Genomic DNA, 26,249 nt, shown 5'->3' with positions numbered 1-26,249 from the left:
GGCTACGGGCGGCCGATGAGCCTGCCCGCCGACCGCTCGTACGCCCGCAGCTTCTCGGGCGCGAGGATCCAGTACAGCCCGTCGATGCCGTCCGGGCCCACGGTGACGCTCACCAGGGCGACGGCGCGGCCGTCCTGGACGAGCAGCAGGGCGGGCTCCCCGTTGGCCTCGGCCACCTCGTAGGCGGCGCCGGGGAAGAACTTCTGGGCGAAGGCGGAGATCCTGGCCACCCGCTCGGCTCCCACGACGGTGAGACGCGCCACCCCGCGCATGCCGTTGCCGTCGGCGTACGCGACGACGTCGGCGGACAGCACGCTCTCCAGGGCGGCGACGTCCCCGTGCCGCGCGGCGGCGACGAACGCCTCCAGCAGCCGCCGGTGCTCCGCCGCGTCGACGGGGCCGCGCCGCTCGGCGGCGAGCCGCTTGCGGGCGCGGCTGACGATCTGCCGGGTGTTGGCCTGGCTCAGCTGGAGCATGTCCGCGATGGCGTCGTACGGGTAGTCGAAGGCCTCCCGCAGGACGTAGGCGGCGCGCTCCACGGGGTTCAGCTTCTGCAGGACCAGCAGCACGACCAGTGCGATGGCCTCGCCGCGCTCCGCTCCGACCGGCGGGTCCACGCTGGTGTCCACGGGCTCCGGCAGCCACGGCCCGACGTACGCCTCCCGGCGGACCCGCGCCGACTGCGCCACGTTGAGGGCGAGCCGCGTGGTGGTCGTCGCCAGGAACGCCCCGGGGTCGCGGACCGCGCCCCGGTCGGCGCCCTGCCAGCGCAGCCACGCGTCCTGCACCACGTCCTCGGCCTCGGACACGCTGCCCAGGACGCGGTAGGCGATGCCGAACAGGCGTGGCCGCATCCGCTGGAACGCGGCCGCCGCCGCGTCCAGCGAGTCGTCGATGAGCGACTGCCCCTCGTCCATGGATACGGCTGCCTCCGTGGGTCGCATGGGTACCGCTGCCTGCGTGGGTCGACCGTCGTGCGCTCAGCCCACCGCCCGCTTGACGAGGTCGGCGATCCGCTCCTCCTCGACGGCGGTCAGCCTGGTCAGGGCGAACGCGGTCGGCCACATGCCGCCGTCGTCCAGGCGCGCGTCGTCGTTGAAGCCGAGCGTGGCGTAGCGCGACTTGAACTTACCCGCACTCTGGAAGAAGCAGACGACCTTGCCGTCCCTGGCGTACGCGGGCATCCCGTACCAGGTCTTCGGCGCGAGCTGCGGGGCGCTGGCCGTGACGATCTCGTGGATCCGCTCGGCCATGGCGCGGTCCGGGCCGTCCATCTCGGCGATCTTGGCGAGGAGGTCGCGCTCGCCGTCCGCCTTGGAGGCGCGGCCCCGGCCGCGCGCCGTCTTCACCTCCTTGGCGCGCTCCTTCATGGCGGCGCGCTCCTCGGCGGTGAAGCCGGTGTCCGCCGCGTCGCGCGCGGCGGTCTTCTTCGGTGCCTTCTTGGTGTCCGACATGGCGGTGGTTCCTTCCCCGCGCGGGGTTTCCGGCCTTCCGGCGCGGTGCTCCCACGCGGCTTCCGAGGTGCCTTCTCGCTGGTGGTGCCCATGCTAGGAAGCCCGCGGGGGCGGTGGCTTCTCGAAAGCTGACCGGTTCGCGGCCCGGGTGCGCGGCCCTGGTGCGCGGGGTCCGGGCGGGCTACTCGGCCGGGTCCTCGTCCGCGTGCCGGACGGCGCGCTTCACCTCCTGCTCCACCTGGTGCCGCGGCGTGTCGACGTCGTCGCGCGCGGCGTACGCGGTGACCGCGGCCTGGAAGTCGGCGGCGGCGTCGCGCCACCTGCGCCACTGCGTGTCGTACGCGTCGCCGTCGAGGCCCGCGAGCTTCGCCCGCTCTTCCTCGGCGGAACGTTCCAGCTTGATCAGTTCATCGGGGAGGTCACTATCGGCCACGTGGCCAGATCTTAAGCCCCCTCCTCGGTCATACCGACCATCCGACCTACCGCCCGCACGGGTGACCGGCTCACGGCGACGACCGTCCGCCTCCCCATTCCTTCACCACTTCCCCATATCCACACACGTTTCCCCAAGGAATGAGGAGATGTCCTGAAGAACGCCCAGAACCTCAATAACCAGTCAGTTTGCCGCTGTGGCGTATCGAGACGTACATAGCCGCACTTAAGGTGACCCCCGGTCCGGGCGACGGCGTCCGGGATTACGGAGGTGGCTTGGTGCAGAACAGACGAGAGTTGCTCAAGGCGGCTTCGGCCGCCGCTGGCTTAGCCGCGGCGGGCGTCCTCATCGGAGGCGAGTCGGCGACCGCGGCGCCCCGCCCCGCGGCGGCGGGCCCCGCCGTGACCGCGACGCGCCGCCTGCGGAGCTTCACGGACGCCTCGGGCCTGGTGAACGTCGCGGTGTTCTCCTACCGCGGCAGCCCGCCCCAGAGCCACTGGAACGACCAGACCATCCGCGTGGCCGACGGCGACATGGTGGCCATCGGCGGCGGCGCCATCGGGGCCGAGCACCCGCAGGGCGCCCTGCTCACCGCGTCCTACCCGAACGACGACCTGTCCGGCTGGACGGTCTCCACCAAGGACCACGTCCACGCCCAGCCGCACGAGCTGACGGCGTACGTCATCGGCCTCAAGATCGCCGGGCTGAGCCGGGCGCAGCTGCTCCAGCACATCCACGTGGCCCGCGCGGACAGCGGCACCGCCCCGCACCCCGAAGCGGAGGCGGGCATCCCGTCGTCGACGGAGTACGCCCTCGTCGGCGGCGGCTTCCGGGTGAACTGGCACGGCGACGGGAACCTGGGCACCGCCACGTTCCCCTCCACCGGCTCCTCCTGGAAGTCCCGCTCCAAGGACCACCTGGTCTCCGACCCGGCGAGCATCCGCTCCTTCGCCATCTCGCTGCGCCGCAACCTGCCCGTGGGGCGGGTCCTCAACACCATCGCCCGCTCCGACTCCGGTCAGGTGGCCCACCCGTCCGCGGTCGCCACCCTGCCGCCCGGCTACGCCCTCACCGGCGGCGGCGCCGAGGTGCGCTACCGGGGCGACGGCGTCCTCCTGTGGCGTCTTGAGCCGTCCGTCTCCGCGAGCCCCAGCTTCAGCGCGTCCGCCAAGGACCACGGCGTCTCCGACACGGCCACCCTCACGGCGTACGCACTGGGCATCCGCATCGCCTAGCGGGCGAGAGCCCCGGGCCCGGCCCCGGGCCCGGTACGCCGTCACACCCGCCCACCCACCCTGACGCTCCCCCTGGGCGCGTCAGGCCTTCAGCCCGTAGAAGTGGATCGGCGAGTTCGGCCTGAAGCCGATGCGGGGGTACACGGGCGCCCCCGCCTCGGTCGCGTGCAGCGTCGCGCGGGTCAGGCCGGTGGCCCGCGCGCCCTCGTACAGGGCCTTGCGCGTCACCGCCTCCCCATAGCCCCGGCGCTCCCAGTCCGGGTCCGTGGCGACGAGCACGACGAACAGGCGGCCGTCCGCCTCCACGGTCGCCGCGCACGTCACCGGCACGCCGTCCCGCAGGCCGAGGTAGGCGTGCACCCCGTCCTTCCACAGCGTGGAGCCGACGAGCCCGTCGCGGCCGTCCTCCAGCGGGAATCCGTACGCGCGCGAGTTCAGGTCCGCGTACGCCGTCAGCTGCTCGTCGGTGGTCACCCGCGCGAACGTCAGGTCGGGGTGGCCGGGCTCAGGGAGGGGAAGCAGGTCCCCGGCCATGCCCGTGCCGGGGAAGGCGAAGGCGAGGCCCGCCTTCTCGGCCGCGGCCCGCACCCCGGCGCGCGCCTCGTCGGACAGCAGGTCCTCGAAGAGCCACAGGAATCCGGGGTGCTTCTTCGCGCGCATGAGGTCCGCCGCCTCGGCGAGGCGCCGCTCGACGAGCGCCGGGCCCGCGTCGGGCTCGGTCAGCGTGACGCAGTTCCAGAAGGCGAACCGGCAGTCCGCCCAGCGCACGGCGATGCCGGGCAGGTCCCGCACGTCGGCTTCCGGATCGCGGTCGAGCGCCATGGCCCGCCAGACCACGGCGAGCTGCTCCATCGATTCGACCGACTCGGTACGGACCGCCATCAGGCCCCCTTGCGTGGTGGAGTGTGGTGGAGTTGCGGAAACCCCTCTACTCATACGTCACTTCACGACGCCACCGCAGGCGGACGCGGACGGGGACGTCCGATTCCCCCTGCCTCCCGCGCCCCATTGACCGGTTCGGTGTCCCCGCCCTAGCCTCCATTCCCCTACCAGAACGCCATTCACATAGAGGAACGACAGGCCGCGGCTCAGGCCCACGACCCACGGCCCCCGAGGAATCCACACTCCCCGCACCGCGCACTCCCCGCACCGCACAAGGAAGTTGACGCGCATGAGCCAGCAGCCGCCGCAGCCGACCGTCACCGCCTTCGCCGTCTTCCCGGTCGCGGGGCGCGACAGCATGGGACTCAACCTCTCGGGGGCGCACGGCCCCTACTTCACCCGGAACGTCGTGGTACTGACCGACTCCGAGGGGCGTACGGGGCTGGGCGAGGTGCCCGGCGGCGAGCGGATCACACGGACGCTCAGGGACGCAGAGCCGCTGGTCGTGGGCGCCCGCGTCGCCGACTACCAGCGGGTGCTGCGGGAGGTCGGGGAGCGCTTCGCCGCGCGGGACGCCACCGGGCGCGGCGCGCAGACCTTCGACCTGCGGACCACCGTGCACGCCGTCACGGCCGTCGAGTCGGCCCTGCTCGACCTGCTCGGCCAGCACCTCGACCTGCCCGTCGCCGCCCTCCTGGGCGACGGGCAGCAGCGCGACTCCGTACGGGTGCTGGGCTATCTCTTCTACGTCGGCGACCCCGACCGCACCGACCTGGAGTACGTCCGCGAACCCGACGCCAGCACGCCCTGGCACCGGATCCGGCACGAGGAGGCCCTCACGCCCGAGGCGATCGTCCGCCAGGCCGAGGCCGCCCACGAGCGGTACGGCTTCCGCGACTTCAAGCTCAAGGGCGGCGTCCTGCCCGGCGAGGAGGAGGTCGCGGCGGCCACCGCTCTCAAGGAGCGCTTCCCCGGGCCCGGATCACCCTGGACCCGAACGGCGCGTGGTCGCTGCGCCGGGCGGTCGAGCTGTGCGCGCCGCTCGTCGGCACCCTCGCCTACGCCGAGGACCCGTGCGGGGCGGAGGACGGCTACTCCGGGCGGGAGGTCCTCGCGGAGTTCCGCCGCGCCACCGGCCTGCCCACCGCCACCAACATGGTCGCCACGGACTGGCGGCAACTCGCCCACGCGCTGGCCCTGCAGTCCGTGTCGATCCCGCTCGCCGACCCGCACTTCTGGACCATGCGGGGCTCGGTGCGGGTCGCCCAGCTGTGCCACGCCACGGGCCTGACGTGGGGCTGCCACTCCAACAACCACTTCGACATCTCCCTGGCCATGGTCACGCACTGCGGCGCCGCGGCCCCCGGCGCGTACAACGCCCTGGACACGCACTGGATCTGGCAGGAGGGCCTGGAGCGGCTCACCACGGCGCCGCCGCGGATCGTGGACGGCGAGGTCGCCGTGCCCGCCGCGCCCGGCCTCGGCGTCACCCTGGACCGGGACCGCCTCCTGGCCGCCCACGAGCTGTACCGCGAGAAGGCCCTGGGCGCCCGAGACGACGCCGTCGGGATGCGCTACCTGATACCCGGCTGGACGTTCGACCCGAAGCGCCCCTGCCTGGTGAGGTGACCGCGTTGTCCGTGGCCGCCTTCAGCTACCGGGACCTGACGACCCGTGAGCTGCTGCTCTGGGGGCTCGCCGCGCTCGCCAGCAAGGCGCCGGTCGCCATGGCGCCGCTGGCCCTGGTGTTCCTGACCCGGCAGGGCCCGGGCGGCTACGCCCTCGGCGCGACCCTGGCGTCCGTGTACGTGGCCGGGGAGGTGGTGGGCGCGCCGCTGCTCGGCGCCCGTCTCGGCCGCGGCCGCACGCGGCGCTCCCTGGCGGCGGGGCTCGCGGCGGGGGCACTCGCCTTCTGCGCCCTGCCCTTCGCGGCCTCCGCCCCGGCGCCGGTGCCGATGGGCCTCGCCTTCCTGGCCGGTGCGGCACCCGCGGCCTGCCCCGGCGGGCTGCGCGCGCTGCTGACCGGCCTCGTGGCCGACGGGGCGGTGCCCCGGGCGCTGAGCGTCGAGTCAACGCTGACGCAGATCACCTGGGCCGTGGCACCCGGCCTCGTGGTCCTGCTCGCTCTCCACGTGCACGCCGGGGCGCCGCTGGTGCTGGGCGCGCTGCTCGCCGCGACCGCCACGCTCCCCCTGCTGCGGCTGCCCGAACCCCGGGAGCCCCCACCGGACCGGCACGCTCCGGCGCCGCTGGCCCGGACCCTGCTCACCGCCTGGCCCGTCTATCTGACCGGCGCCGCCTCCATGGCGATGCTGGCCAGCGCGGAACTGGTCCTGCCCGCGCTGTTGGAGCGGCGAGGGGCCGCCGTCGGCTGGGCGGGGCCGCTCCTGGCCGGGTTCGCCCTGGCCAGCGCGGCGGGCGCGCTCTGCTACGGCCTGCGGACCTGGCCCGGCTCCGCGCACACGCAGAGCCTGGTGCTGCTGACCGCGACCGCCGGGGGCCTGGCCCTGGTGGCGGTGGCGCCCGGCGTGCCCGGTGTCGCCGCCGCCCTCGCCGTGACGGGCGTCCTCCAGTCGGGCGCGATGGTCACCCGCAACCTCAGCCTCCGCGCACACCTGCCCGCGCACGCCCACGCCGCCGCCTACTCCGTCCTGTACGCGGTCGGCGGCGTCGGGTACAGCGCCGCCGCGTCCCTGTCCGCCGTGGCGCTGGAGGTGGCGAGCCCAACGGCCGCGCTCCTCACGGGCGTCGGCGTCATGCTGCTCGTCACGGCGGTCAGCGCGGTGGCGGAGGCGCGCGGGACGGGGCCGACGGGGCGCCGCTCCCCTGGCTCGGCGTGACCGCGTGCGCGCGCTGTCGCGGGCGGTCTACGGCGCGGTGGCCGCCGCGACGAACACCGGCAGCGCCAGGAACAGCCGGTTGGCCTCGGCCCGGGCGCGCTGGTCGGCGATCCAGCGGTCCGCCTGGCCGTGCGTGACGGCGCCGCTGGCGCGGGCCGCCTCGGCGAGCCCCGTCAGCAGGGGCAGCGCGCTCGGCTCGGTGAACACGCCCGTGTGCGCCTCGGCCGTCACCTCGGCGAAGCCGCCGTCGAGGAGCAGGGCGCGGTACTGGCGCGCGGCACGCGGGGCGGTGATCCGGTCGGCGCGGGCGTGCACGAGGGCGCGGGTGAGCGCGGGGTCGGCGGAGTCGATGACGAAGGCGTCCCAGTCCTGGCCGACCAGCACGATCCGCCCGCCGGGCGCGAGCACCCTGCGGGCCTCCGCCACCGCCCGCGCCGGTTCGGCGAGTTCGTGGAACAGCTTGTCCGCCCGGCAGCCGTCCACCGTCCCGTCCTCGAGCGGCAGCGCGTACGCCCCCGCGACCCGGAAGTCGGCCTCCGGGCAGCGGGCGCGGGCGGTGGCGATCATCGACGCGCTCATGTCGACGCCGATGGCCGTCACGCCCCGCCGGGCCAGTTCGCCCACGGCCCGCCCGGTGCCGCAGCCCACGTCCACCACGGTCGCCCCTGGTCCGGCGCGCAGCAGGTCGTACGTGCGCAGGCGCAGGCGCGCGGCGCCCGTCAACTGGTCGGCGGCGTCGAGCCGCGCGGCGAGGTCGTCGGTCTGCGGGGACACCGGTCCCGTTTCCCTGGTCATGGGCGTCAGCCTCGTAGTTAATGTCGACATGAGGTCAAGCGAGTACGGGGCGCACGTCAGCGGCGGGCGGGGCGCGCTGGGTATCGGTGCCGTGGCCAGGCGGTTCGGTCTGGCCCCGCACGTGCTGCGGCACTGGGAGGCGATGGGTCTGCTCAGGCCCGCGCGTGACACCGTGGGGCGCCGCCGCTACGGCGAGGCGGAACTGGGCCGGGTCGCCGTGATCCTGCGCGCCAAGGAGGCCGGGCTCGCGCTCGGCACGATCCGGGCGCTGACCGCCGGGGCGGACGCCGAGGCGCGTCGTGCCGTGCTGCGTGCGGAGGCCGAGGCGCTGCGCTCCCGCATCGCGGCGGCCGAGGCGTCCCTCGGGATCGTCGAGTGCGCCCTCTCCTGCCCGCACGACGACATCGCGGAGTGCGGCCACTTCCAGCAGGTCGTGCGCCACGCGGACGCGGGTGATCGTGGGTAGGCATGATCCGTGCCCGGTCGCGGCGGCCGGGGCGGAAGGGAGTGCGGGGTGCGCGCCATCGCGATCGTGGGGGCCGGGCAGGCGGGGCTGCAGCTGGGGCTCGGGCTCCTGGGGGCCGGGTACGCGGTCACGCTCGTCGCCGAGCGGCGGCCCGAGGAGGTGCGGGCCGGGCGGGTCACCTCCACGCAGCTCATGTTCGGCCCCGCGCTGCGCCTCGAACGGGACGCCGGGCTCGCCCTGTGGGACGACACCGCGCCCGTCATGCCGTGCTTCCAGCTCAGCCACTGGGACCCCGACGGGCGGCCGGAGGCGCCGCCGCGCCGGTTCACCGCGCCCTTCGACGAGGAGGTCCGCTCGGTGGACCAGCGGGTCAAGCTGTCGGCCTGGCTGGAGCTGTTCGAGGAGCGCGGCGGGCGCGTCGAGTACCGCTCGGTGGGGCGCGCCGAGGTGGCCGCGCTCGCCGCCGCGCACGACCTCACCGTGCTCGCCACCGGGCGCGGCGAGTTGTCCGCGCTGTTCGCGCCCGATACGTCCTGGCCCGCGCACGAGCGGCCGCCGCGCAGCCTGGCCTGCTTCTATGTGCGCGGCGCCAGGCACGACGCCAGCGACCCGGCCGCCGGGTACGTCCGCACCACCGGCGTGCCGTCGACCGGCGACGTCATCGTGCTGCGCGCGCTGACGGTCGGCGGGCCCTGCGACGTCCTGCTGTTCGAGGGGCGGTGGGGAGGGGCGTACGACTGCTGGGCCGACCGCCCCGGCGCCGCCGACGGCCTGCGGCGGGCCCTGGACCTGCTGCGGAGGTACGCGCCGTGGGAGTACGAGCGCTTCCGCGACGCCGAGCCCACGGACGCGGGCGCCGCCCTGTACGGCGCGGTCACCCCGGCGGTGCGGCATCCCGTGGGGCGGGTCGGGGCGGCTTCGCCGTCCTCGGCATGGCCGACGCCGTCGCCGTCCACGACCCGATCACCGGGCAGGGCGCCAACAACGCCGCGCGGGCGGCGGCCAGTTACCTGTCCGCCATCGTGGAGCGCGGGGAGCGGCCCTTCGACGAACGCTGGATGCGGGAGACGTTCGACGCGTACTGGGCGACCGCCCGGCACACCCACGCCTTCACCGACCTCATGACCCGCGAGCCCCAGCCGGACCACGTGGGCCGCCTCGTCCAGGCCGCCTTCGACCACCCCGAGATCGCCCACCGCTTCGCCAACGGCTATGCGGACCCGCTGACGTACCGTGCGTGGATGCTGGCCCCGGAAGGCGCCAAGGCGTATCTGTCGCGGTTCGGGCAGTGAGCGGGAAAGCCGGGCAGCGAGGGGGAAAGCCGGGCAGCGAGGGGGAAAGCCGGGCAGCGAGAAGGAGGCCAGGGCCAGCGCCCGGCCGCCGGGACTCACCGCCGCGCGTACCGGATCTTCAACTGGCCGAACCCCATCGCCCCGGAGATCCTGATCGTCGGTCCGCCCGGCCCCGACGGCGGGCGCGCCTTGAGGCGCGGCGCCTTCCACGCGCGCAGCTCATCGACCTCCACGGTCGCGTCGCGCGGGACCGTGATCCGGGCGCCGCCCGTGCCGAGTTGCAGTTCGATGTCGACGACCGGGTGCTCCAGGACGGCCTGGGACAGGTCCAAGTCGACCTTGCCCAGGGCCGACTCGACCTTGAGGACCCTCGGTACGCGCCAGGCGCCGCGCCGTTGGATCCGCCCCGACGCGGCGGCGATCGTCACCGCGGGGGCCTCCTTCTCCTTGGGCAGGGAGGCGAGGGCCGACGCCAGGTCACCGCTCGTCCTGGCGGTCAGCACCTGGTCGAGGCGCTCCTCCATCTCCTCGTGCGAGAGGTGCCCCGTGGCGTACGCCTCCCGCAAGCGCCGCGCGGCCGCGTCACGGTCGTCGTCACCGAGCAGCGTGGACGGGTCCTTGGGTAGCGAGGTCACCGTCTCACCTTAGTACGCGGGCGTCCTTCCGCCCGCGCCGATGATCTTGCGCCGAGTAGGGTGGCCCTCCGGACACCGGGCGCCCGCCCCGGCGGCGCGCCGCCGACCCCGCCCAGCCCGGCGGGCAGGGGCTCAACGGCGGCGGCCAGAAAGCGAGTACACGGTGAGTACACGGACGCAGCCCACTTTCGTCCTGGTGCACGGGGCCTTCGCGAACTCCTTCTCGTTCGCGCCGCTCCAGGCCGAACTCGGGCTCCTCGGGCACCGCTCGGTCGCCGTCGACCTGCCCGGCCACGGCTTCGGGGCGACCTACGCGCGCGCCTACCAGGCGCCGCAGGACCTCGAAGGGCTGGCCGCCGCACCCGGCGCGATCAAGGGGGTGACGCTCGCCGACAACGCCGCGCACCTGATCGGCGTCCTGGAGCGCGCCCGGCGCAACGGCCCGGTGATCCTCGTCTCGCACAGCCGCGGCGGCATCACGGCCACCGCCGCCGCCAACGCGCGCCCCGACCTGATCGACCGCCTCGTGTACGTCTCGTCGTGGTGCCCGGTGGCACTCGACGTCAGCGACTACTACGCCGAGCCGGAGATGGCCTCGGTCGACTCGGCGTCCCTCGGCCGCGCACTGGCCGGGAACCCGGCGGAACTCGGCCTGCTCCGCGTGAACTTCCGCACCGCGGACGCGGACGCGCTGGCCGCCTTCAAGGCGGCGTTCCTCGCCGACGGCACCGACGAGGAGTTCCTGGCCTTCCTCAACACCTTCCAGCCCGACGAGAACCTGGACGTCGGCACCTCCGCCGACCGGGCGCGGGCCGAGACCTGGGGCCGCGTCCCGAAGACGTACGTCCGGCTGGCCGACGACGCGAGCATGCCGCTCGCGCTCCAGGACCGGCTGATCCGCGAGGGCGACGCCCTGACACCGGACAACCCGTACGACGTCCGCACCCTGTCCGGCAGCCACCTGAAGTGGCTCGTCGACCCCGCTCCGGCGGCCCGCGTCCTGGCGGACGTGGCGGCGCTCGTGGCCCCGTCCGGCCACTGACACCCCGGGGGCGGCCACTGACACCCCGGGGGCGGCCCCTGACGGCGCCGCCCCGCCCCTGGCAGGCTGCGTGCCCATGACGGACACCACCCGCCTCACGATCACGACCTGTGCCGAGCGCCCCGAACTCGTCGCCCGTCTCTACGAGATCGACGAGGACTGGCCGGAGTTCATGCGGCACGACCCGATCAGCACGGCGCTGTTCTCCAGGGTGCCGGAGGAGTTCCCGGCGTACTGCGTGGTGGCGACCGATGGCGACCGCGTCGTCGCCCGAGGCCAGAGCGTCCCCTTCGACGCCGCGTCCCCCGGCCGCACGAAGCCGCCGGACCGGGGCTGGGACGAGGTGCTGCTGTGGGCGTTCGCCGACCGGCGCGAGGGGCGCCGGACGAGTGCGGTCAGCGCCCTGGACGTCACCGTCGACCGGGGTCACCTCGGCCGTGGTCTGTCCTCCCGCGTGCTGGCCGCGCTGCGGGACGCCGCCGCGCGGCAGGGGCACGACGCCCTGCTCGCGCCGGTCCGCCCCACGGGGAAGCACGAGCGCCCCCGTGAGCCCATGGACGCCTATGTCCACCGGCGCCGTGCCGACGGGCTGCCCGCCGACCCGTGGCTGCGTGTGCACGTCAGGGCGGGCGGTGTGATCGAGAAGGTCGCCCCCGCGTCGATGACCGTCAGCGGTTCGCTCGCCGAGTGGCGGCGGTGGACGGGGCTGCCCTTCGACGCGGACGGCGCGGTCGAGGTCCCGGGCGCGCTGGTCCCCGTGCGCTGCGACACCGCGCACGACCACGCCGTCTACGTCGAGCCGAACGTCTGGGTACGCCACCGGCTGACGGGGCGCCGCGCGACCGCCTGACAGGGCGCCGCCCCACGCCGCCCCTGACGCTGCCTCGGACCGTTGCTACGCTGCCCGGCGTGATCAACTCACTTGTGTCCCTGGGCGGTAGCGGTCGCGACGCCACCGACGCCGAGGTCGCGATAGCCGCGGCGCGCGCGGGCGCGCAGGCCGTGCGTGCCCGGTACGGCAAGCACCACACCCGCGTCGACAAGGGCGCCGGGGACTTCGCCACCGAGGCCGATCTGGCGGCCGAGCGCGCGATCCTCGACGTGCTGCGCGCCGCGCGCCCCGACGACGCGCTCCTCGGCGAGGAGAGCGGGCGGCAGGGCCCGGCCGACGCGGGACGCCAGTGGCTGGTGGACCCGCTGTGCGGGACGCTCAACTACGCCGTCGGCAGCATGCTGGTGGCCGTGAACGTGGCGCTGCGCGGCGGCGCCGCGGCGGTGGCCGACCCGTTCAGCGGCGAGGTGTTCCACACCGACGGCGACACCGCCTGGGTGCGGCGCGAGGGCCGTGACGCACCCCTCGCGCCCACCGCGGCCAGCCAGTTGGTCGACGTGGACCTGGATCCGCCCTTCCCGAACGCCCCCGCCTTCCGGGCCGTGGACCTGCTGGCGCACCCCGGGTTCGGTGAGCGGTTCCGTCCGCGGGTGGTGTCCACGACCCTGGCCCTGGCCTGGGTCGCGGCCGGGAAGCGCGCCGCCTACGTCACGGACGGCGGCGACCTGACCGGCAGCGTGCACTTCGCCGCCGGTATCGCCCTGTGCCGGGCCGCGGGCTGTGTCGTCACCGGCGTCGACGGCGCGCCGCTCGGGCCGCGCGGCCAGGGCCTCCTCGCGGCCGCGGACGCCGAGACGCACGCGCGGCTGCTCGCGCTGGCCCGCGAGCAGCGCGCCTAGGCGGCGAGGTCCCGCAGCAGCTCCGGCAGCGCCGTGCCGATGGGCTCGCGCACGATCCGGTCGGCCCGCGCGTCGTACGGAGTCGGCTCGGCGTTGACGATGACCAGCCGTGCGCCGTGGTCGGCGGCGAGCCCGGCGAGGCCCGCGGCGGGCTGCACCTGGAGGCTGGTGCCGACGGCGAGGAACACGTCGCACGCCTTGCTGATCTCCACGGCCGCGCCGAGCACCCGCGGGTCCAGGCTCTCGCCGAACATCACTGTCGCCGACTTCAGGATGCCGCCGCAGGTCAGACACGGCGGGTCCGCTTCCCCCGCCTCGACCCTGGCGAGCGCGTCGGCCATCGGCCCGCGGGCGCCGCAGCCCGTGCACACCACCGACCGCGCCGAGCCGTGCAGTTCCAGCACCTTGCGCTCGGGCAGCCCGGCCAACTGGTGCAGCCCGTCCACGTTCTGCGTGATCACCCGCACCGGCACCCCGGAGCGCTCCAGCGTGACCACCGCGTCGTGCGCGGCGTTGGGGCGCGCCTGGAGCGTCCGGTTCTTGCGGCGCAGCTGCCAGGAGCGGCGCCGGATCTCGGGGTCGTTCATGTAGTACTCGTACGTCACGAGCTTCTCGGCGTCCGGGTCGCGCCGCCACAGGCCGTTGGGCCCGCGGTAGTCGGGGATGCCGGAGTCGGTGGAGACGCCCGCTCCGGTGAGGAGGGCGACGAGGGGCTTGCTCATGCCGTCGAGCGTAGGTCGCACGGGGCGGGGACGGCGAACGGATAGGCGATCCGGGGCCCGCCGAGGGGCCGTACCGGGCCCGCGCGACGCCCCGGAAGGGCGGTGCTGGGCCCCCCGCGATACGACTACTCACCGCTGCGGGTGACAGTCGCGCTCACCGCGCGTACCTGCGACGACGCCGGGGAAGGCAGCGCCTGCACTGATCACCCACGGCCTCGGAGGCCCTCCTGTGAGACGCTCCGTCCTCGCCCTGTCCGGCGCCCTCGCGGCGCTCGCGCTCGCCGCGGCACCCCCGCTCGCCCCGCCGACCGAGGCCCTGCCCGGGAAGGTCTGCTTCTGGCCCGAGCCGGGCGAGACCGGGGCGGGCGGCGCCTGGTGCTACACGCCCGGAAGCGGGTTCGCCGAGCCCGAGCAGCGCGTGCACCGGCACGCCAAGTCGTTCAGCTCGCAGGTCGACAGGACCGTGTACGCGCTGCACTTCCCCCGCTCGGGGCCGTGCCAGCAGCGCACCATCTACGGCGGTGACTACTCCGAGAACTGGGAGTGGTGGGACAAGTTCGACGGGGTCGACACCAACCCGCACCCCGACTGCGAGCCGGGGTGACCGGAAGCCCGCGCACCGCCGCGCGTCGGCGCACCCGCTCGGCCGTCCTGGCCTCGCTGGGTCTGCTGGCCGCGCTCTCGGGCCTGACCGGCTGCGGCGCCCCGCGCGAACCGGCCGTGTCGCTCGGCCCGGCCGACACGCTCAAGGCCGCCCAACTCCTGCTCACCGACCGCTGCTTGACCCGTCAGGGCCTCACCCCGCCACGCCCCGGCGACCGGCCCGCGAGCCCGGCCGAGGCCCGTCGCGTCGAACGGGCCCTGTTCGGCACTGGCCGGGCGGAGCTGACGGTGAAGCTGCCGAGCGGGCACGTCATCGGCCATCACACCGACGGCTGCCTGGCGGCCGCCGAGCGGCGCCTGTACGGGGACCAGTCGCGCTGGTTCCGGGCGGCCACGAACGTCAACAACCTCAAGTCCAGGGCCCCGCGGCGCGACCGCGTCGCCTACCGGGAGCTGCGCGCGCACGCGCTCACCGAGGCGCGGGCCCTGCTGTCCGCCGACACCCGAGCCCAGCACCACAGCTGACCACCTGAGAAAGGAACCCCCCTTCATGAAGCGTCCCGCAGCCAAGCACCCCGCGGTCAAGCACCCCGCGGTCAAGCACTCCGTGGCCCTGCTCGCCGCCCTCCTCCTCGGCGGCGGCGTGGGCCTGGCCACCGCCGCGCCCGCGTCGGCGGCGCAGTGCCCGAGCGGCAACTTCTGCGTCTGGACCGAGGCGAACTACGGCGGCCAGCGCATGAACGCCTCGGGCGACGACGAGTGGTGGGAGAGCTGGATCGCCGACGAGGACTCCTCGTGGGCGAACCACGGCATCTCCGGGCCGGGTGTCAAGGACCACGTCAAGGTGTACGAGAGCGCCATCCAGTTCCCGTCCACCGGCGGTGACGTGACGATCTGCCTGCGCCCCGGCGACGAGGTCGCCTACAACGCCACCGCGAACGACCGGGGCGACGCCCACGTGTGGTCCATGGGCTGCTAGGCGACGGCCCGGAGCCTCTCGCTGGGGTGCGGCGGCGCTGTTCCGCCGCACCCCAGCGCGCGTCAGCGGCAGCCACCCAGGGCGACACACAGCGTACGGAACGTGGCCGCGAGGTGTGCGTGGGCCACTGACCTGGACCGATGCCCGGCGGGAGCGTGATCGGCGCCACTTGAGTGATCAAAGTACCGGGGGGTTAGCATGTGAGCGCCGTCTAGCTCGAAAGAGAAGCCTGTGACTGTCAACGACGACTCGTTCACGAACTGGAAGCTCCGCGAGGAGATCGCGGAGTCGATGATCCCGATCATCGGGAAGCTGCACCGGGAGAGGGACGTCACGGTCCTGCTGCACAGCCGCTCCCTGGTGAACAAGTCGGTGGTGAGCATCCTCAAGACCCACCGGTTCGCCCGGCAGATCGCGGGCGAGGAGCTCTCCGTCACCGAGACGCTGCCCTACCTCCAGGCTCTCACCGCGCTCGACCTCGGCCCGTCCCAGATCGACATCGGCATGCTCGCCGCCCTGCACAAGAGCGACGACCGGGGCCTGTCGGCGGCCGAGTTCACCGCCGAGGCCGTCGCCGGTGCCACCGGCGCCAACAAGATCGAGTGCCGCAAGGCGCGCGACGTCGTCCTCTACGGCTTCGGCCGCATCGGCCGCCTCGTGGCCCGGCTGCTCATCGAGAAGGCGGGCTCCGGCAACGGCCTGCGCCTGCGCGCCATCGTGGTGCGCGGCGGCGGCGAGCAGGACCTGGTCAAGCGCGCCTCGCTGCTGCGCCGCGACTCCATCCACGGCCAGTTCCAGGGCACGATCACCGTCGACGAGACGAACAACACCATCGTCGCCAACGGCAATGAGATCAAGGTCATCTACGCGAACGACCCGTCGGAGATCGACTACACCGCGTACGGCATCGACGACGCGATCCTCATCGACAACACGGGCAAGTGGCGCGACCGCGAGGGCCTCGCGCAGCACCTGCGCCCCGGCATCGACAAGGTCGTCCTGACCGCGCCGGGCAAGGGCGACGTCCCGAACATCGTGCACGGCGTCAACCACGACACGATCAAGCCGGACGAGCGGATCCTGTCCTGCGCGTCCTGCACCACCAACGCGATCGTGCCGCCGCTGAAGGCCATGGCCGACGAGTACGGCGTGCTGCGCGGCCACGTGGAGACCGTCCACTCGTTCACCAACGACCAGAACCTGCTGGACAACTACCACAAGGCCGACCGCCGCGGCCGCTCCGCGCCGCTCAACATGGTCATCACGGAGACCGGCGCCGCCTCCGCCGTCGCCAAGGCGCTGCCCGACCTCAAGGCACCCATCACCGGCAGCTCCATCCGCGTCCCGGTGCCGGACGTCTCGATCGCCATCCTCAGCCTGCGGCTCGGCCGCGAGACCACCCGCGACGAGGTCCTCGACTACCTCCGCGAGGTCTCACTGACGTCGCCGCTGCGCCGCCAGATCGACTTCACCAGCGCCCCCGACGCGGTCTCCAACGACTTCATCGGCTCGCGCCACGCGTCGATCGTCGACGCGGGCGCCACCAAGGTCGACGGCGACAACGCGATCCTCTACCTCTGGTACGACAACGAGTTCGGCTACTCCTGCCAGGTCATCCGCGTCGTCCAGCACGTCTCCGGGGTGGAGTACCCGACGTACCCCGGCACGGTCGCCTGAGCACGGGACGCCGTCCGGCCCGGGAGGTCCGGGCCGGACGGCGTCCCGCCCGCTAGTGCTCGGCCCGCGGCCCCGGTCCTATTTCGCGCACCACGGTGTACGTCGGGGCGCCGCTCATCCGCGGCTCGGCCCGGCCCGACAGCCCGTCGAGCGCGGCCTGGATGGCCGCCATCCGGCCGTCGGTGTCGGAGGTCTCGACGAAGTTCCGGTAGTCCGCCTCGCTGTCCCAGTCGACGACGTTGATGACGCGGGTGCCGTCCGTGCTGACGTGGAACCGGGCCGACCGGTAGCCCGGGTAGAACCGCACCCACCGCTCCTGGATCGCGGCGAACGCCGTCACCAGCTCCCGCTGTGTCTCCGGGCCGTCCACGGTGTAGTCGATGATCGACGAGAATCCCCGCCCAGCGCTCATCTCACGCCCTTCCCCTCCAGGCCCGCCACGGCGGGCCGGTGATCGTTTCCACGCCCTACTCAACAACCTCAAGCGCGGTTGAGGGCAAGCGGAACCCCCCATCTGGCGGCGCGCCCGCCGTCGTACGCTTGCCGCGTGACGACGCACCTGCCTGTTGAGCCGAGTACGGACGCGATGCTCGCGGACCTGAAGACCCTCGTCGACGTCGAGTCGCCCTCGCGGGACGTGGCCGCGCTGACGGCGTCGGCGCGGACCGTCGCGGCGGTGCTGGAGCGGCGCCTCGGCGGGCGGGCAGCCCTCGTCGACAGCGAGGCCGGGCCGCACGTGCACTGGTCGGGCGGCGGGGAGCCGCGCGTGCTGATCCTCGGCCACCACGACACGGTGTTCCCGCTCGGCACCCTCGCCCGCCGCCCGTTCCGGGTCGCGGACGGGCGCGCGACCGGGCCCGGTGTCTTCGACATGCTGGGCGGCCTTGTGCAGGCCGTCCACGGGGTGGCGTCGCTCGCCGACCCGTCGGGCGTCGAGATCCTGGTGACCTGCGACGAGGAGGTCGGTTCCGGCGCCTCCCGCGCGCTGATCGAGGAGCGCGCCCTGGCCTGCGGCGCGGTCCTGGTGTGCGAGGGCGCCGCGGAGGGCGGCGGCCTCAAGACCGGCCGCAAGGGCTGCGGCACCTTCGAGGTGTCCGTCCACGGCCGGGCCTCGCACGCGGGCCTGGAACCGGCCGCCGGGATCAACGCCCTGGTCGAGGCGGCCCACCAGGTCCTGGACATCGAGGCGCTCGCCCGGCCCGACGTCGGTACGACGGTGACGCCGACGGTCGCCTCCGCGGGCACCCTGGACAACGTCGTCCCCGCCGAGGCCACCGTCGTCGTCGACGTCCGGGTGGAGTCGGCCGCCGAGAAGGACCGGGTCGAGGCCGCCTTCGCCGCCCTTGCCCCGCACCTGGACGGGGCGCGGCTCACCGTGCGCGGCGGTGTTCACCGCCCGCCGATGCCGGAGTCGGCCGCCACCGGGCTCTTCGCGATGGCACAGCGGCTGCTGCCCGGCGTCGAGGGCAGGGCGGTCGGCGGCGGCAGCGACGGCAACTTCACGGCCGCGCTCGGCGTGCCCACCCTGGACGGCCTGGGGGCGGTCGGCGGCGGCGCCCACGCCGACCACGAGTATCTGCTGGTCGACGCCATGGTGGAGCGGGCGGGGCTGATCGCCGGGCTCGTGACCGCGATCCGGGGCGCGTAGCGGCTCCTGCCCGTGGGCCGCGCGCTCCCCGCGGCTCGCGCCCCACCGCTACGGCTTGCGCTCCACCGCGCCTACGGCTTGCGCTCCACCGCCCCCACGGCTTGCGCCTCACCGTGCCTACGGCTTGCACCCCACCGCGCCGAAGTCGTCGACCTCCGCGGCACCGGCCTCGCCCGGCCGCGGGCGCCAGCGGGACACCGACACCAGGCCGGGCGGGAGCAGGTCGAGGCCGTCGAAGAAGCGGGCGAGCGCGCTCGGGCTGCGGTTGACCCGGGGGTTGTCACTCGCCGCGTTCCACTGGTCGATCATCTCGCGCATCGCCTTCGGGTCGAGCACCTCGGTGTCGTCGCACAGCACCAGGTAGCTGCCGGAGGGCAGCGCCTCCACCAGGCGGCCGACGACGTCGTACGCGGTGTCGTCGACGACGTGCGCGGTGATGCCGAGCAGCATCAGCGCGACGGGCCGTGTGAAGTCCAGGGTGGCGGCGACGCCGCGCAGGATCGCCTCCGGGTCGCGGAGGTCCGCGTCGATGTAGGCGGTGGCGCCCTCAGGGGTGCTGGTGAGCAGGGCCTCGGCGTGGGCCAGCACGATGGGGTCGTGGTCGACGTACACGATCCGCGCTTCCGGGGCGACGCGCTGGGCGACCTCGTGGGTGTTGTCGGCGGTGGGCAGGCCCGTGCCGACGTCGAGGAACTGGCGGACACCGGCCTCGCCCGCGAGGTGCTCCACGGCGCGGACGAGGAAGGCGCGCTGGGCGCGGGCGATGTCGATGATCCCCGGGTTGGCGGCGCGGATCTCGTCGCCGACCCGCCGGTCGACCTCGTAGCAGTCCTTGCCGCCCAGCCAGTAGTTCCAGATGCGGGCGGAGTGCGGCACGCCGCTGTTGATGAGCGAGGCGTCGAACGTCATGCGCCCTCCCCGAGCCGGATCCGTCGACACCGCACAACTTAGGGACGCGGCCCCGCTCCCCACCAGTCGCGCGCCGCCTCCCCACCAGTCGTACGCCGCGCCGGACGGGTCGGGGCGCGCACGGCAGTCCGGCGTCGACTGCCCCTCCGCGCCCCGCCCTTGACCTGGTCGGCGTGCGTCAGCAGGTACGGCCGACGTAGTAGGCCCCCTGGATCTTGCTGGCGCTGCCCAGCCACGTCCTGCCCGGGGCGACGCACCGCTCGTAGTCGGGCGCCCACGCCACCTCGACCTTGATCACCACGCGCGAGCCGTCCGAGGTGCAGTGGTTGTAGTAGGCGTCCGCGCTGGTCTCGAAGAAGCCGCAGGGGTCGGCCGCGGCCGTGTTCGCGGCAACGGTCACGACGCCCAGGGACGACAGGACGAGGGCGGCGGAACCGAGAGCGGTGGTCGCCAGGTGACGGATACGCACAGATGACTCCATGGTCAGGACATGCGGCACGGCCCGTCTGACGGCACCGGCCGAGGTCGGATACGAACGCCCAGAGGATCGCCCCGCCGCCCCCGCCGGTTCCGTGAACCCAGCGGCATTCACCTGAAGAATCGTTCCACCCTGCGCCGATCGAATGAACTCGATTGAATTCTGATGAACCCGGCTGAACCCGGCTGAACCCGAAGGAACTCTGCTGATCGTCACTTGGTCAGCCCATCCGCCTGCCCGCCCCCGGCCCCAGCGCGCCGCCCCGACCGGCCCCTGCCGCCCTCCGCGGGGCCGCCCCGCCACGGGGTGACGGCCCTTCACTCCGCAACGTGCAAAGGCCGATCCACGCACTGTCTCCCGTCCGGCCACCGTGGCAGACTCCCCTTGCCGGATCACCCCCGCGACGGGAAAGGGAGCCCCTGAGGTGAGCGCACCGCGGTCCGCCCCGACCGTGCTTCAGATCGTGCTGGGGAGAAGGCTCGCGCTGCTGCGGGAGGGGGGCGGCCTCACAGCCGCGGAGGCGGCCCGGCGGGTGCGGGTCGCGCAGACCACCATCACGCGGATGGAGAAGGCGGAGACCTCCCTGAAGTGGGTGACGGTCAAGGCCCTCCTGGAGCTGTACGGGGTGGAGCGGGCGGAGACCGAGGACTTCCTGGCGCTCGCGGAGAAGGCCAACGCCCCCGGCTGGTGGCAGGGCTTCCGTGACGTCCTGCCGAACTGGTTCGGGGTGCACGTGTCCCTGGAGGGCGAGGCCACCCAGCTCCGCACCTACGAGCCGCAGTTGGTGCCGGGCCTGCTCCAGACCAAGGAGTACGCGCACGCCGTGCTCGCGGCGGGGCTGCCGAGGGTCACCCCGGACGTCGTGGAGCGCCGGGTGAGCCTGCGCCTGCGGCGGCAGGACATCCTCACGCGCACCCGGCCCGCCCCGCCGCACCTGTGGGCCGTCGTGGACGAGACGTGTCTGCGCCGCGCGGTGGGCGGCCGCGCCGTGATGGCGGGCCAGATCGAGCACCTGCTGGAGATGGCGGAGCTGCCGAACGTCACGCTTCAGCTCTGCCCGTTCGCGGCCGGGCTGCTCCCGGGCGGCTTCGGGCCGTTCACGGTGTTCCGCTTCGAGATCCCCGAACTGCCCGACGTGGTGTGCATCGACACGCTCAGCCGCGGCCAGTACAGCGAGGACCGCGCGGAAGTGGCGCTCTTCCGCGAGGCGTTCGACCAGATGACCACGTACGCGCTGCCGATCGGCCCGACCAAGGAGTTCCTCATGGACGTGCGCGCGGAGCTGGCCCGGTGAGGGCGATCCCGGCGGCCCCGGCCGCCCCGACGGGCCCGGCGGCACCCCCATCGACCAGCCTCAGAGAGGGATGCGATGACGGACACAGAGCACGGCTCGGACGCCATAGACACGAGCAAGCCGCATCCGGCGCGCATGTACGACTGGTACCTCGGCGGCAAGGACAGCTACCCCGTCGACTGGGAGGCCGCCGCGCAGGTCAAGAGCTTCTTCCCTGACGTCGACAAACTGGCCCGGGTCAACCGGCGGTTCATGCACCACGCCTCCCGGCTGCTCGCCGAGCGCGGACTCAGGCAGTTCCTCGACGTCGGCACCGGCATCCCCACCGAGCCGAACCTCCACCAGATCGTGCAGGCCGTGTCCCCCGACGCCAGCGTCGTGTACGTCGACTACGACCCGATAGTGCTCCGGCACGCCGAGGCCCTGCTGCGCAGCACGCCGGAGGGCCGTACGACCTACCTCCAGGCCGACGTCAGAGAACCCCAGAAGATCATCGAGGGCGCGCGGGAGGTCCTCGACTTCGACCGGCCCATCGTGCTCTCCCTGATCGCCCTGCTCCACTTCCTCTCCGACGAGCACTACCAACCCCAGGGCCTGGTACGGCAGTTGCTCGATCCTCTGCCGCTGGGCAGCTATCTGATGCTGTCCCACGCGACCGGGGACTTCGACCCCGAGGCCTGGCAGCGGATCGTCGAGCTGCACCACCGCAACGGCATGTACGGCCAGGTCCGTTCGTACCAGCAGTTCTGCGAGTTCTTCACCGGCCTCGACCTCATCGAACCGGGCGTCACGCTGGCCACCGACTGGGCGCCCGGCATCGTCGGGGACGACGCCACGGATGCGCCGCTGCCGCTGTACGTGGGGGTCGCGCGGAAGGGGTAGGGGCAGGCGGCGTGCGGCACTGGACTCAGGGGCCGTTTCGCCGCTCTGGGCCGCGGGGCCCTGCGGGGGTGCTCCCCTTCCGGGGCCGCAGCCCACCGTGGAGGGCGAGGGCGATCAGCGTTCTGTTGCGTACGGGGCGGCGTGGCCGCGTGCCCCCAGGCGGAGGCGTCACCGTAGACCGTCGTGCGCGTGACGCGACGCGCAGGCTTCTTCGGCGGGCGAACGGCTACTCGGCGCGGGCTGGCCGTGCGAGCGGTCCGGCAGGGCTGGCGGGCGGCGTGCCGCTGCCGGGGGGCTCTGGGTGGGGTCTGCCGACAGGGCGTCCCTGTGGGCGGTCACCGCGCGGACGGGGCTGCTGCCTCGCGGAGCCTGGGGGCGGGCGGCGAAGGCCCGGTCGCGGAGCGGGACTTCGCCGCTGCGGGGCGGGCGTCGCCTTCGTCAGCGGCGAGTACGCGCTCACGGAGGCTGGCGGTAGTGCGCGAGGAGGTTGAGGTCGGCGCGGGACAGTGCGGCTGGATTCGCGGCAGGGATGTGACAACTCCCGCTCCCCAGAGCTGTGTTGCGAGACGCACCGCCCCCCTCAGGGGCAGGAAAGCATCCCTACTTCGGATGCTGATCACTAGGACCACTCCGCGCGCCGACTCCGGTGCCGGGTCAGGGCCTGACACGCGCCGGTAGCCCTCCGAGTCGCCCGTCAGACCTGCTAGAACTGGTAGATGCCGTTCAGGGGTGGCCGTGTTGCTCCATGGCGAGAGGCGTGGTCTGCCTTTCCGAATGATCCCTCGGGGTAACGAGTGTCGGCTCGCGCGGCGCGCCCAGAGGCCATGGGAGGGAAATGTCCGTTTCTCTGAAAGTGAGTAAAAATCGGGGTTCCCGCCGCTAACGTGCCTGGTCAGTTCGTGTGGTCCCCGCGCGTGCGGGGGTGGTCCCTTCAGGGAAGGGGTCATGGTCCTGATCATCCCGTGGTCCCCGCGCGTGCGGGGGTGGTCCCCTGATGGCGGCCCGCAGCAGTGCCACGATCCCGTGGTCCCCGCGCGTGCGGGGGTGGTCCCTCCTGGACCACGAGTGGTGGGACGCACGCGCGGTGGTCCCCGCGCGTGCGGGGGTGGTCCCTCCTGGACCACGAGTGGTGGGACGCACGCGCGGTGGTCCCCGCGCGTGCGGGGGTGGCCCCGCTGACGGCCGTGACCTCACCGCCTCGATCGGGTGGTCCCCGCGCGTGCGGGGGTGGCCCCGCCCGACTCGTCACCGTGGTGCTCAACCCGAAGTGGTCCCCGCGCGTGCGGGGGTGGCCCCGAGAGCAGGCTCTCGATCAGGCCCGGGCCGTGGTGGTCCCCGCGCGTGCGGGGGTGGCCCCCCGAACGGCATGGGCACGGTCACGAAGCGTGCTGTGGTCCCCGCGCGTGCGGGGGTGGTCCCTTGGCTGTCGGATTCGCGGGGCTGCTTCAAGCGTGGTCCCCGCGCGTGCGGGGGTGGTCCCCTTTCGGTAGTGAGCCGCCACCTTCTGGATCTGTGGTCTCCGCGCGTGCGGGGGTGGTCCCGCCCGGGAGACCCTGGCCGCCATCAGCCAGTCATGGTCCCCGCGCATGCGGGGGTGGTCCCGTCTTCGACACCATCCATTTCAACCTGACCGAGTGGTCCCCGCGCGTGCGGGGGTGGTCCCTGGTCGTGGGCGACCATCGCGGCCTCCCGCGGGTGGTCCCCGCGCGTGCGGGGGTGACCCCCGCACGTAGCCGTGAAAGAGCCGGATTGCGCGGCTTCGCGCGCGCGAGGTGACCCCACCCCCAGTCGAGGCCCGCCCGTGTTTCCAGAGCCCCGGCCGAAGGGGCCTGCCGGGCGGGCGTGAGGTCTCCGGTCGGGGCGACGCCCCAGGTTGATTAATGTTCAACCTTTTCTCGCCATTGATCGCGACTCGGGACGGCACTGGACGCCGAGCAGTTGACCCGCGCGAGCGGGACCGCAAGAGGGCCGCATCGAGCCAGGTCAGAGCCCCGCGCCCGAGGCTCCACGCGCGCCTGGCGGCGGGGTCAGCCCGGCGCGGGACGCCCTCGCGATGCCGCCCCAGGCGGCGCCAGCCGTCCCACTTTGCCCTGGCAGGCCGCCCCGCGGGCAGTTCGCATCCTCGGCAGGGAATGATGACCCGAATTCGTTTAACGTTCAATGACTTCTGGCGGCATGCTGGGGGAGCGTCGGCGACCTCGCAGGTTTCCGGCCCAACATCCCTCCCCACCAACGGAGATGACCCACGATGACGCCCCAGACTCTGCCCCTCCGTCTCCACCACCACGCCTGGATCACCGACGACCAGGAAGCCAACCGGCACTTCTACGAGGACGTGATCGGGCTGCCCCTGGTCGCCACGTGGACCGAGCGCGAGGTGATGCTCGGGGCCGAGCGCGTTTACAGTCACACCCTCTACGGCCTGGGCGACGGCAGCGCGCTTGCCTTCTTCCAGTTCGCCGACCCCAAGGACCAGGAAGAGTTCAGGACCGACGTCAACTCCACCCCCGTACGCCACGTCGCCTTCAAGATCGAGGCGGAGGCGCAGGAGGCCATGCGGGAGCGCATCGCCGCGGCCGACTACCCGGAGGCGAACACCCATGTGATCGACCACGGGTTCTGCGTCTCGCTGTACGTCACGGACCCGAACGGGCTGATCCTGGAGTTCGCCGTCGACCACCCCGACGCGGAGAAGATCGACGCCGAGCGGCGCGCCACGGCGCACTCCGACCTCGCCCGGTGGCTCGCGGGCGACCACACCAGCAACAACCCGTGGCGCTGACCCAGCGGCCACGGCGGTCGTATATCACCCTCGCCGAACACTCCCTCCCTCAAAGCTACTCGGTGGAAGGGACTGCCCCGCCCGGGAGTTGAGCTTGACCCAGGATCAGGTCCCGGTCGGCCAGGACAAGCCGCAGGCGTTCCGGCAGCACGTACACCGGCTCGTAGCCCTCGGGCGTGAACGGCTCGGGCCGGTTCTGGTCGGCGGGGGCGATCGTCGGGTGCCGCTACCAACTCGCCCGGGGGCAGCGGCAGTTCCAGGTTCGGGCGGCGGAGGGCCGAGTCCAGCCGCCGCAGCGTTCTCTTGGAGGTGCCGGTGGTCCCGGACAGCGCCGACAGGGTCACACCCCGCTGGGTGCGGATGCGTCGGAAGCGGGGGGCGACCTCGGCCAGCGCCGCGGCGAACGTCACATCCTCGTCCATGCGCCCCTTCGGCCTCCGCTTCCCGAAAGCGGCGATGACGATTGCCGTATCCGCGGCTGGCGCGCACCCGCTTGTCACCCAGCACCAGCGGCCCGACCAGCCCGACCAGCCCGACCAACTCCGTGAGGCCCCTGGGGTGTCATCGACGCCGGAGCGCACTACGCAACGCGCCCGCCGCGCACCCGCACGGCTTCCCGTCCCGTGACAGGCCGCCGCCGACGGCCCTACTGGGCCTCGGCCACGACGAGTTGACCGATCAGTCAGCTCGTCGTCGACAGCGACCTGCTGGACGAGGACGTCGACCGCGTCGTCGCACACCACCGCCACACACGCACAGCTGCCGCCACCTACCGGCCCCCGGTCGGCGCGGCACCCGACGAGGCCCCGGAAGGCGAAGCTCGACTCGTCCTCGGGGCCGCGAAGTCAGTCAGGTGCCCCCGGCGGGATCAGCGCAGGCTGAGGTGGAAGCGGGTGTAGTCCGCGAAGTCCGCGACCTGCTCGAAGCCGAGGCGGGTGAGCAGGGCGACGCTTCTGGTGTTGCCGTGGGTGACGCCCGCGAAGACGTCCGTGGCGCCGAGCGCGTCGGCCGCGTGACGGTACAGGGCCGTGCACGCGGCCGTGGCGTACCCCGCTCCGACGTGGGCCTCGTCGAGCCAGTAGCCCGTGCCGTAGCGCGGCGGGTCGACGGCGATCAGGTCGGCCCGGCCGATCAGGCGCCCGCGCAGGCGGATGCCGTAGCGCAGGTCGGGGGCGGGGTCCCGGCTCAGGTGGTCGCGCACCCACGCTTCGGTGGCATCGCGCTCCTCCTGGTAGTCGCCGAGACGGCTCAGGTGGGTCCGGTTGCGGTCGAGCAGCGCGTAGTACGCGTCCGCGTCGGCCGGGGTCAGCGCGGTCAGGGTGAGGTCCGGTACGGCGGTCGTGAGGGCGGGGGGCGGTGCGGGCTGCGTCGCGGGGTCGGGCATGTCCGCGACCCTAGGGCGGCCGACCCGTCGCCTTCAACGGCGTTTCAGCCGGGGTGCCTGTTGACAGAGGGCGTGCGGGCCGGGTT

Annotated in this window: 27 protein-coding genes, 1 pseudogene and 1 CRISPR repeat array; of the genes and pseudogenes, 17 read left to right on the top strand and 11 right to left on the bottom strand. The window is 73.6% G+C overall.

From position 1 onward, the window contains the following. Positions 1-2: 2 nt before the first annotated feature. The 3 genes from sigJ to ACOBQU_RS36310 form a co-directional block, all read right to left on the bottom strand. A complete protein-coding gene (gene sigJ / locus ACOBQU_RS36320) occupies positions 3-917 on the bottom strand; it encodes an RNA polymerase sigma factor SigJ (RefSeq protein ID WP_423633336.1) in 915 nt (304 codons plus the stop codon). A 63-nt stretch (positions 918-980) separates the two neighbouring features. Beyond that, positions 981-1,454, bottom strand: coding sequence for an iron chaperone (locus ACOBQU_RS36315; protein ID WP_423633335.1), 474 nt, complete (start codon positions 1,452-1,454; stop codon positions 981-983). Positions 1,455-1,635: 181 nt separating this feature from the next. Further along, on the bottom strand, positions 1,636-1,887 hold the full coding sequence (locus tag ACOBQU_RS36310; protein WP_423633333.1) for a hypothetical protein: 252 nt from the start codon (positions 1,885-1,887) through the stop codon (positions 1,636-1,638). A 278-nt stretch (positions 1,888-2,165) separates the two neighbouring features. Between ACOBQU_RS36310 and ACOBQU_RS36305 the strand changes: the two genes are divergently transcribed. After that, positions 2,166-3,122 carry a hypothetical protein gene (locus tag ACOBQU_RS36305; protein WP_423633331.1) on the top strand — a complete coding sequence of 319 codons (957 nt, stop codon included), beginning with the start codon at positions 2,166-2,168 and terminating at the stop codon, positions 3,120-3,122. A gap of 81 nt (positions 3,123-3,203) precedes the next feature. Here the strand turns inward: ACOBQU_RS36305 and ACOBQU_RS36300 are convergent, their stop codons facing one another. Continuing rightward, on the bottom strand, positions 3,204-4,004 hold the full coding sequence (locus ACOBQU_RS36300; RefSeq protein WP_423633329.1) for a GNAT family N-acetyltransferase: 801 nt from the start codon (positions 4,002-4,004) through the stop codon (positions 3,204-3,206). 289 nt (positions 4,005-4,293) lie between these two features. Here ACOBQU_RS36300 and ACOBQU_RS36295 point away from each other — a divergent pair. Together ACOBQU_RS36295 and ACOBQU_RS36290 are read left to right on the top strand one after the other, a co-directional pair. After that, positions 4,294-5,633: pseudogene (locus tag ACOBQU_RS36295) on the top strand (enolase C-terminal domain-like protein). Beyond that, complete coding sequence (locus ACOBQU_RS36290; protein ID WP_423633327.1) at positions 5,630-6,844, top strand: MFS transporter; 1,215 nt, start codon at positions 5,630-5,632, stop codon at positions 6,842-6,844. The pseudogene ACOBQU_RS36295 and the gene ACOBQU_RS36290 overlap by 4 nt, the downstream one beginning before the upstream one ends. 27 nt (positions 6,845-6,871) lie before the next feature. Here the strand turns inward: ACOBQU_RS36290 and ACOBQU_RS36285 are convergent, their stop codons facing one another. Continuing rightward, on the bottom strand, positions 6,872-7,639 hold the full coding sequence (locus tag ACOBQU_RS36285) for a methyltransferase domain-containing protein (RefSeq protein ID WP_423633326.1): 768 nt from the start codon (positions 7,637-7,639) through the stop codon (positions 6,872-6,874). A gap of 28 nt (positions 7,640-7,667) precedes the next feature. Between ACOBQU_RS36285 and ACOBQU_RS36280 the strand changes: the two genes are divergently transcribed. From ACOBQU_RS36280 to ACOBQU_RS36270, 3 genes are read left to right on the top strand one after another with little or no spacing between them, the layout of a single operon-like run. Next, a complete protein-coding gene (locus tag ACOBQU_RS36280; protein WP_423633324.1) occupies positions 7,668-8,105 on the top strand; it encodes a MerR family transcriptional regulator in 438 nt (145 codons plus the stop codon). Positions 8,106-8,153: 48 nt separating this feature from the next. Continuing rightward, positions 8,154-9,230 (top strand): styrene monooxygenase/indole monooxygenase family protein, encoded by a 1,077-nt coding sequence (locus ACOBQU_RS36275; RefSeq protein ID WP_423633322.1) that lies wholly within the window; start codon positions 8,154-8,156, stop codon positions 9,228-9,230. Continuing rightward, on the top strand, positions 9,227-9,397 hold the full coding sequence (locus ACOBQU_RS36270) for a hypothetical protein (protein ID WP_423633320.1): 171 nt from the start codon (positions 9,227-9,229) through the stop codon (positions 9,395-9,397). Before ACOBQU_RS36275 ends, ACOBQU_RS36270 begins: the two co-directional genes overlap by 4 nt. 95 nt (positions 9,398-9,492) lie before the next feature. Here ACOBQU_RS36270 and ACOBQU_RS36265 read toward each other — a convergent pair whose 3' ends face one another. Then, positions 9,493-10,032 carry a DUF1707 SHOCT-like domain-containing protein gene (locus ACOBQU_RS36265; protein ID WP_423633318.1) on the bottom strand — a complete coding sequence of 180 codons (540 nt, stop codon included), beginning with the start codon at positions 10,030-10,032 and terminating at the stop codon, positions 9,493-9,495. Between the two features lie 163 nt (positions 10,033-10,195). Here ACOBQU_RS36265 and ACOBQU_RS36260 point away from each other — a divergent pair, with 163 nt between their 5' ends. The 3 genes from ACOBQU_RS36260 (at position 10,196) to ACOBQU_RS36250 (ending at position 12,805) form a co-directional block, all read left to right on the top strand. Beyond that, positions 10,196-11,074, top strand: coding sequence for an alpha/beta fold hydrolase (locus ACOBQU_RS36260; RefSeq protein ID WP_423633316.1), 879 nt, complete (start codon positions 10,196-10,198; stop codon positions 11,072-11,074). 76 nt (positions 11,075-11,150) lie between these two features. Further along, entirely contained in the window at positions 11,151-11,924 is a 774-nt protein-coding gene (locus tag ACOBQU_RS36255) for an N-acetyltransferase (RefSeq protein WP_423633314.1), read from the top strand. A 50-nt stretch (positions 11,925-11,974) separates the two neighbouring features. Continuing rightward, on the top strand, positions 11,975-12,805 hold the full coding sequence (locus ACOBQU_RS36250; protein WP_423634944.1) for an inositol monophosphatase family protein: 831 nt from the start codon (positions 11,975-11,977) through the stop codon (positions 12,803-12,805). On the opposite strand, the gene ACOBQU_RS36245 is transcribed toward ACOBQU_RS36250, so the two are convergent. Next, positions 12,802-13,527 carry an SIR2 family NAD-dependent protein deacylase gene (locus ACOBQU_RS36245; RefSeq protein ID WP_423633312.1) on the bottom strand — a complete coding sequence of 242 codons (726 nt, stop codon included), beginning with the start codon at positions 13,525-13,527 and terminating at the stop codon, positions 12,802-12,804. The genes ACOBQU_RS36250 and ACOBQU_RS36245 overlap by 4 nt on opposite strands. Before the next feature lie 229 nt (positions 13,528-13,756). Between ACOBQU_RS36245 and ACOBQU_RS36240 the strand changes: the two genes are divergently transcribed. From ACOBQU_RS36240 to ACOBQU_RS36225, 4 genes are all read left to right on the top strand, one after another. Next, positions 13,757-14,131, top strand: a complete 375-nt coding sequence (locus ACOBQU_RS36240; RefSeq protein ID WP_423633311.1) for a hypothetical protein — start codon at positions 13,757-13,759, stop codon at positions 14,129-14,131. Next, a complete protein-coding gene (locus ACOBQU_RS36235; RefSeq protein ID WP_423633309.1) occupies positions 14,128-14,655 on the top strand; it encodes a hypothetical protein in 528 nt (175 codons plus the stop codon). Before ACOBQU_RS36240 ends, ACOBQU_RS36235 begins: the two co-directional genes overlap by 4 nt. Positions 14,656-14,680: 25 nt before the next feature. After that, on the top strand, positions 14,681-15,109 hold the full coding sequence (locus ACOBQU_RS36230) for a peptidase inhibitor family I36 protein (protein ID WP_423633307.1): 429 nt from the start codon (positions 14,681-14,683) through the stop codon (positions 15,107-15,109). A 231-nt stretch (positions 15,110-15,340) separates the two neighbouring features. Beyond that, positions 15,341-16,786 carry a glyceraldehyde-3-phosphate dehydrogenase gene (locus tag ACOBQU_RS36225; RefSeq protein ID WP_423633305.1) on the top strand — a complete coding sequence of 482 codons (1,446 nt, stop codon included), beginning with the start codon at positions 15,341-15,343 and terminating at the stop codon, positions 16,784-16,786. A gap of 52 nt (positions 16,787-16,838) precedes the next feature. Here the strand turns inward: ACOBQU_RS36225 and ACOBQU_RS36220 are convergent, their stop codons facing one another. Then, entirely contained in the window at positions 16,839-17,198 is a 360-nt protein-coding gene (locus tag ACOBQU_RS36220) for an antibiotic biosynthesis monooxygenase family protein (RefSeq protein WP_423633303.1), read from the bottom strand. 174 nt (positions 17,199-17,372) lie between these two features. Between ACOBQU_RS36220 and ACOBQU_RS36215 the strand changes: the two genes are divergently transcribed. Further along, positions 17,373-18,434, top strand: a complete 1,062-nt coding sequence (locus tag ACOBQU_RS36215; RefSeq protein ID WP_423634942.1) for a M20 family metallopeptidase — start codon at positions 17,373-17,375, stop codon at positions 18,432-18,434. A gap of 117 nt (positions 18,435-18,551) precedes the next feature. Here the strand turns inward: ACOBQU_RS36215 and ACOBQU_RS36210 are convergent, their stop codons facing one another. Together ACOBQU_RS36210 and ACOBQU_RS36205 are read right to left on the bottom strand one after the other, a co-directional pair. Beyond that, complete coding sequence (locus tag ACOBQU_RS36210) at positions 18,552-19,343, bottom strand: SAM-dependent methyltransferase (RefSeq protein WP_423633301.1); 792 nt, start codon at positions 19,341-19,343, stop codon at positions 18,552-18,554. 178 nt (positions 19,344-19,521) lie between these two features. Beyond that, a complete protein-coding gene (locus ACOBQU_RS36205; protein WP_423633299.1) occupies positions 19,522-19,824 on the bottom strand; it encodes a DUF6355 family natural product biosynthesis protein in 303 nt (100 codons plus the stop codon). A gap of 421 nt (positions 19,825-20,245) precedes the next feature. On the opposite strand from ACOBQU_RS36205, the gene ACOBQU_RS36200 reads away from it, so the two are divergent. The 3 genes from ACOBQU_RS36200 to ACOBQU_RS36190 all read left to right on the top strand — a co-directional run bounded on the left by ACOBQU_RS36200 (position 20,246) and on the right by ACOBQU_RS36190 (position 24,779). After that, positions 20,246-21,115 carry a helix-turn-helix domain-containing protein gene (locus tag ACOBQU_RS36200; RefSeq protein WP_423633297.1) on the top strand — a complete coding sequence of 290 codons (870 nt, stop codon included), beginning with the start codon at positions 20,246-20,248 and terminating at the stop codon, positions 21,113-21,115. Positions 21,116-21,190: 75 nt separating this feature from the next. Further along, the gene (locus ACOBQU_RS36195; RefSeq protein ID WP_423633295.1) at positions 21,191-21,997 is read left to right on the top strand and encodes an SAM-dependent methyltransferase; all 807 of its coding nucleotides are present in this window, start codon (positions 21,191-21,193) and stop codon (positions 21,995-21,997) included. Between the two features lie 901 nt (positions 21,998-22,898). Then, positions 22,899-23,721: a CRISPR direct-repeat array (repeat unit 29 nt; unit sequence GTGGTCCCCGCGCGTGCGGGGGTGGTCCC). A 524-nt stretch (positions 23,722-24,245) separates the two neighbouring features. Then, positions 24,246-24,779, top strand: coding sequence for a VOC family protein (locus tag ACOBQU_RS36190; RefSeq protein WP_423633293.1), 534 nt, complete (start codon positions 24,246-24,248; stop codon positions 24,777-24,779). Positions 24,780-25,647: 868 nt separating this feature from the next. Here the strand turns inward: ACOBQU_RS36190 and ACOBQU_RS36185 are convergent. After that, complete coding sequence (locus tag ACOBQU_RS36185; protein ID WP_423633291.1) at positions 25,648-26,163, bottom strand: GNAT family N-acetyltransferase; 516 nt, start codon at positions 26,161-26,163, stop codon at positions 25,648-25,650. Between the last annotated feature and the right edge of the window lie 86 nt (positions 26,164-26,249).

This window comes from Streptomyces sp. G45, assembly GCF_049542095.1.
GTDB lineage: Bacteria > Actinomycetota > Actinomycetes > Streptomycetales > Streptomycetaceae > Streptomyces.
Note: the sequence above shows the minus strand (reverse complement) of the source record. Positions and strands in the feature narration are given on the sequence as shown.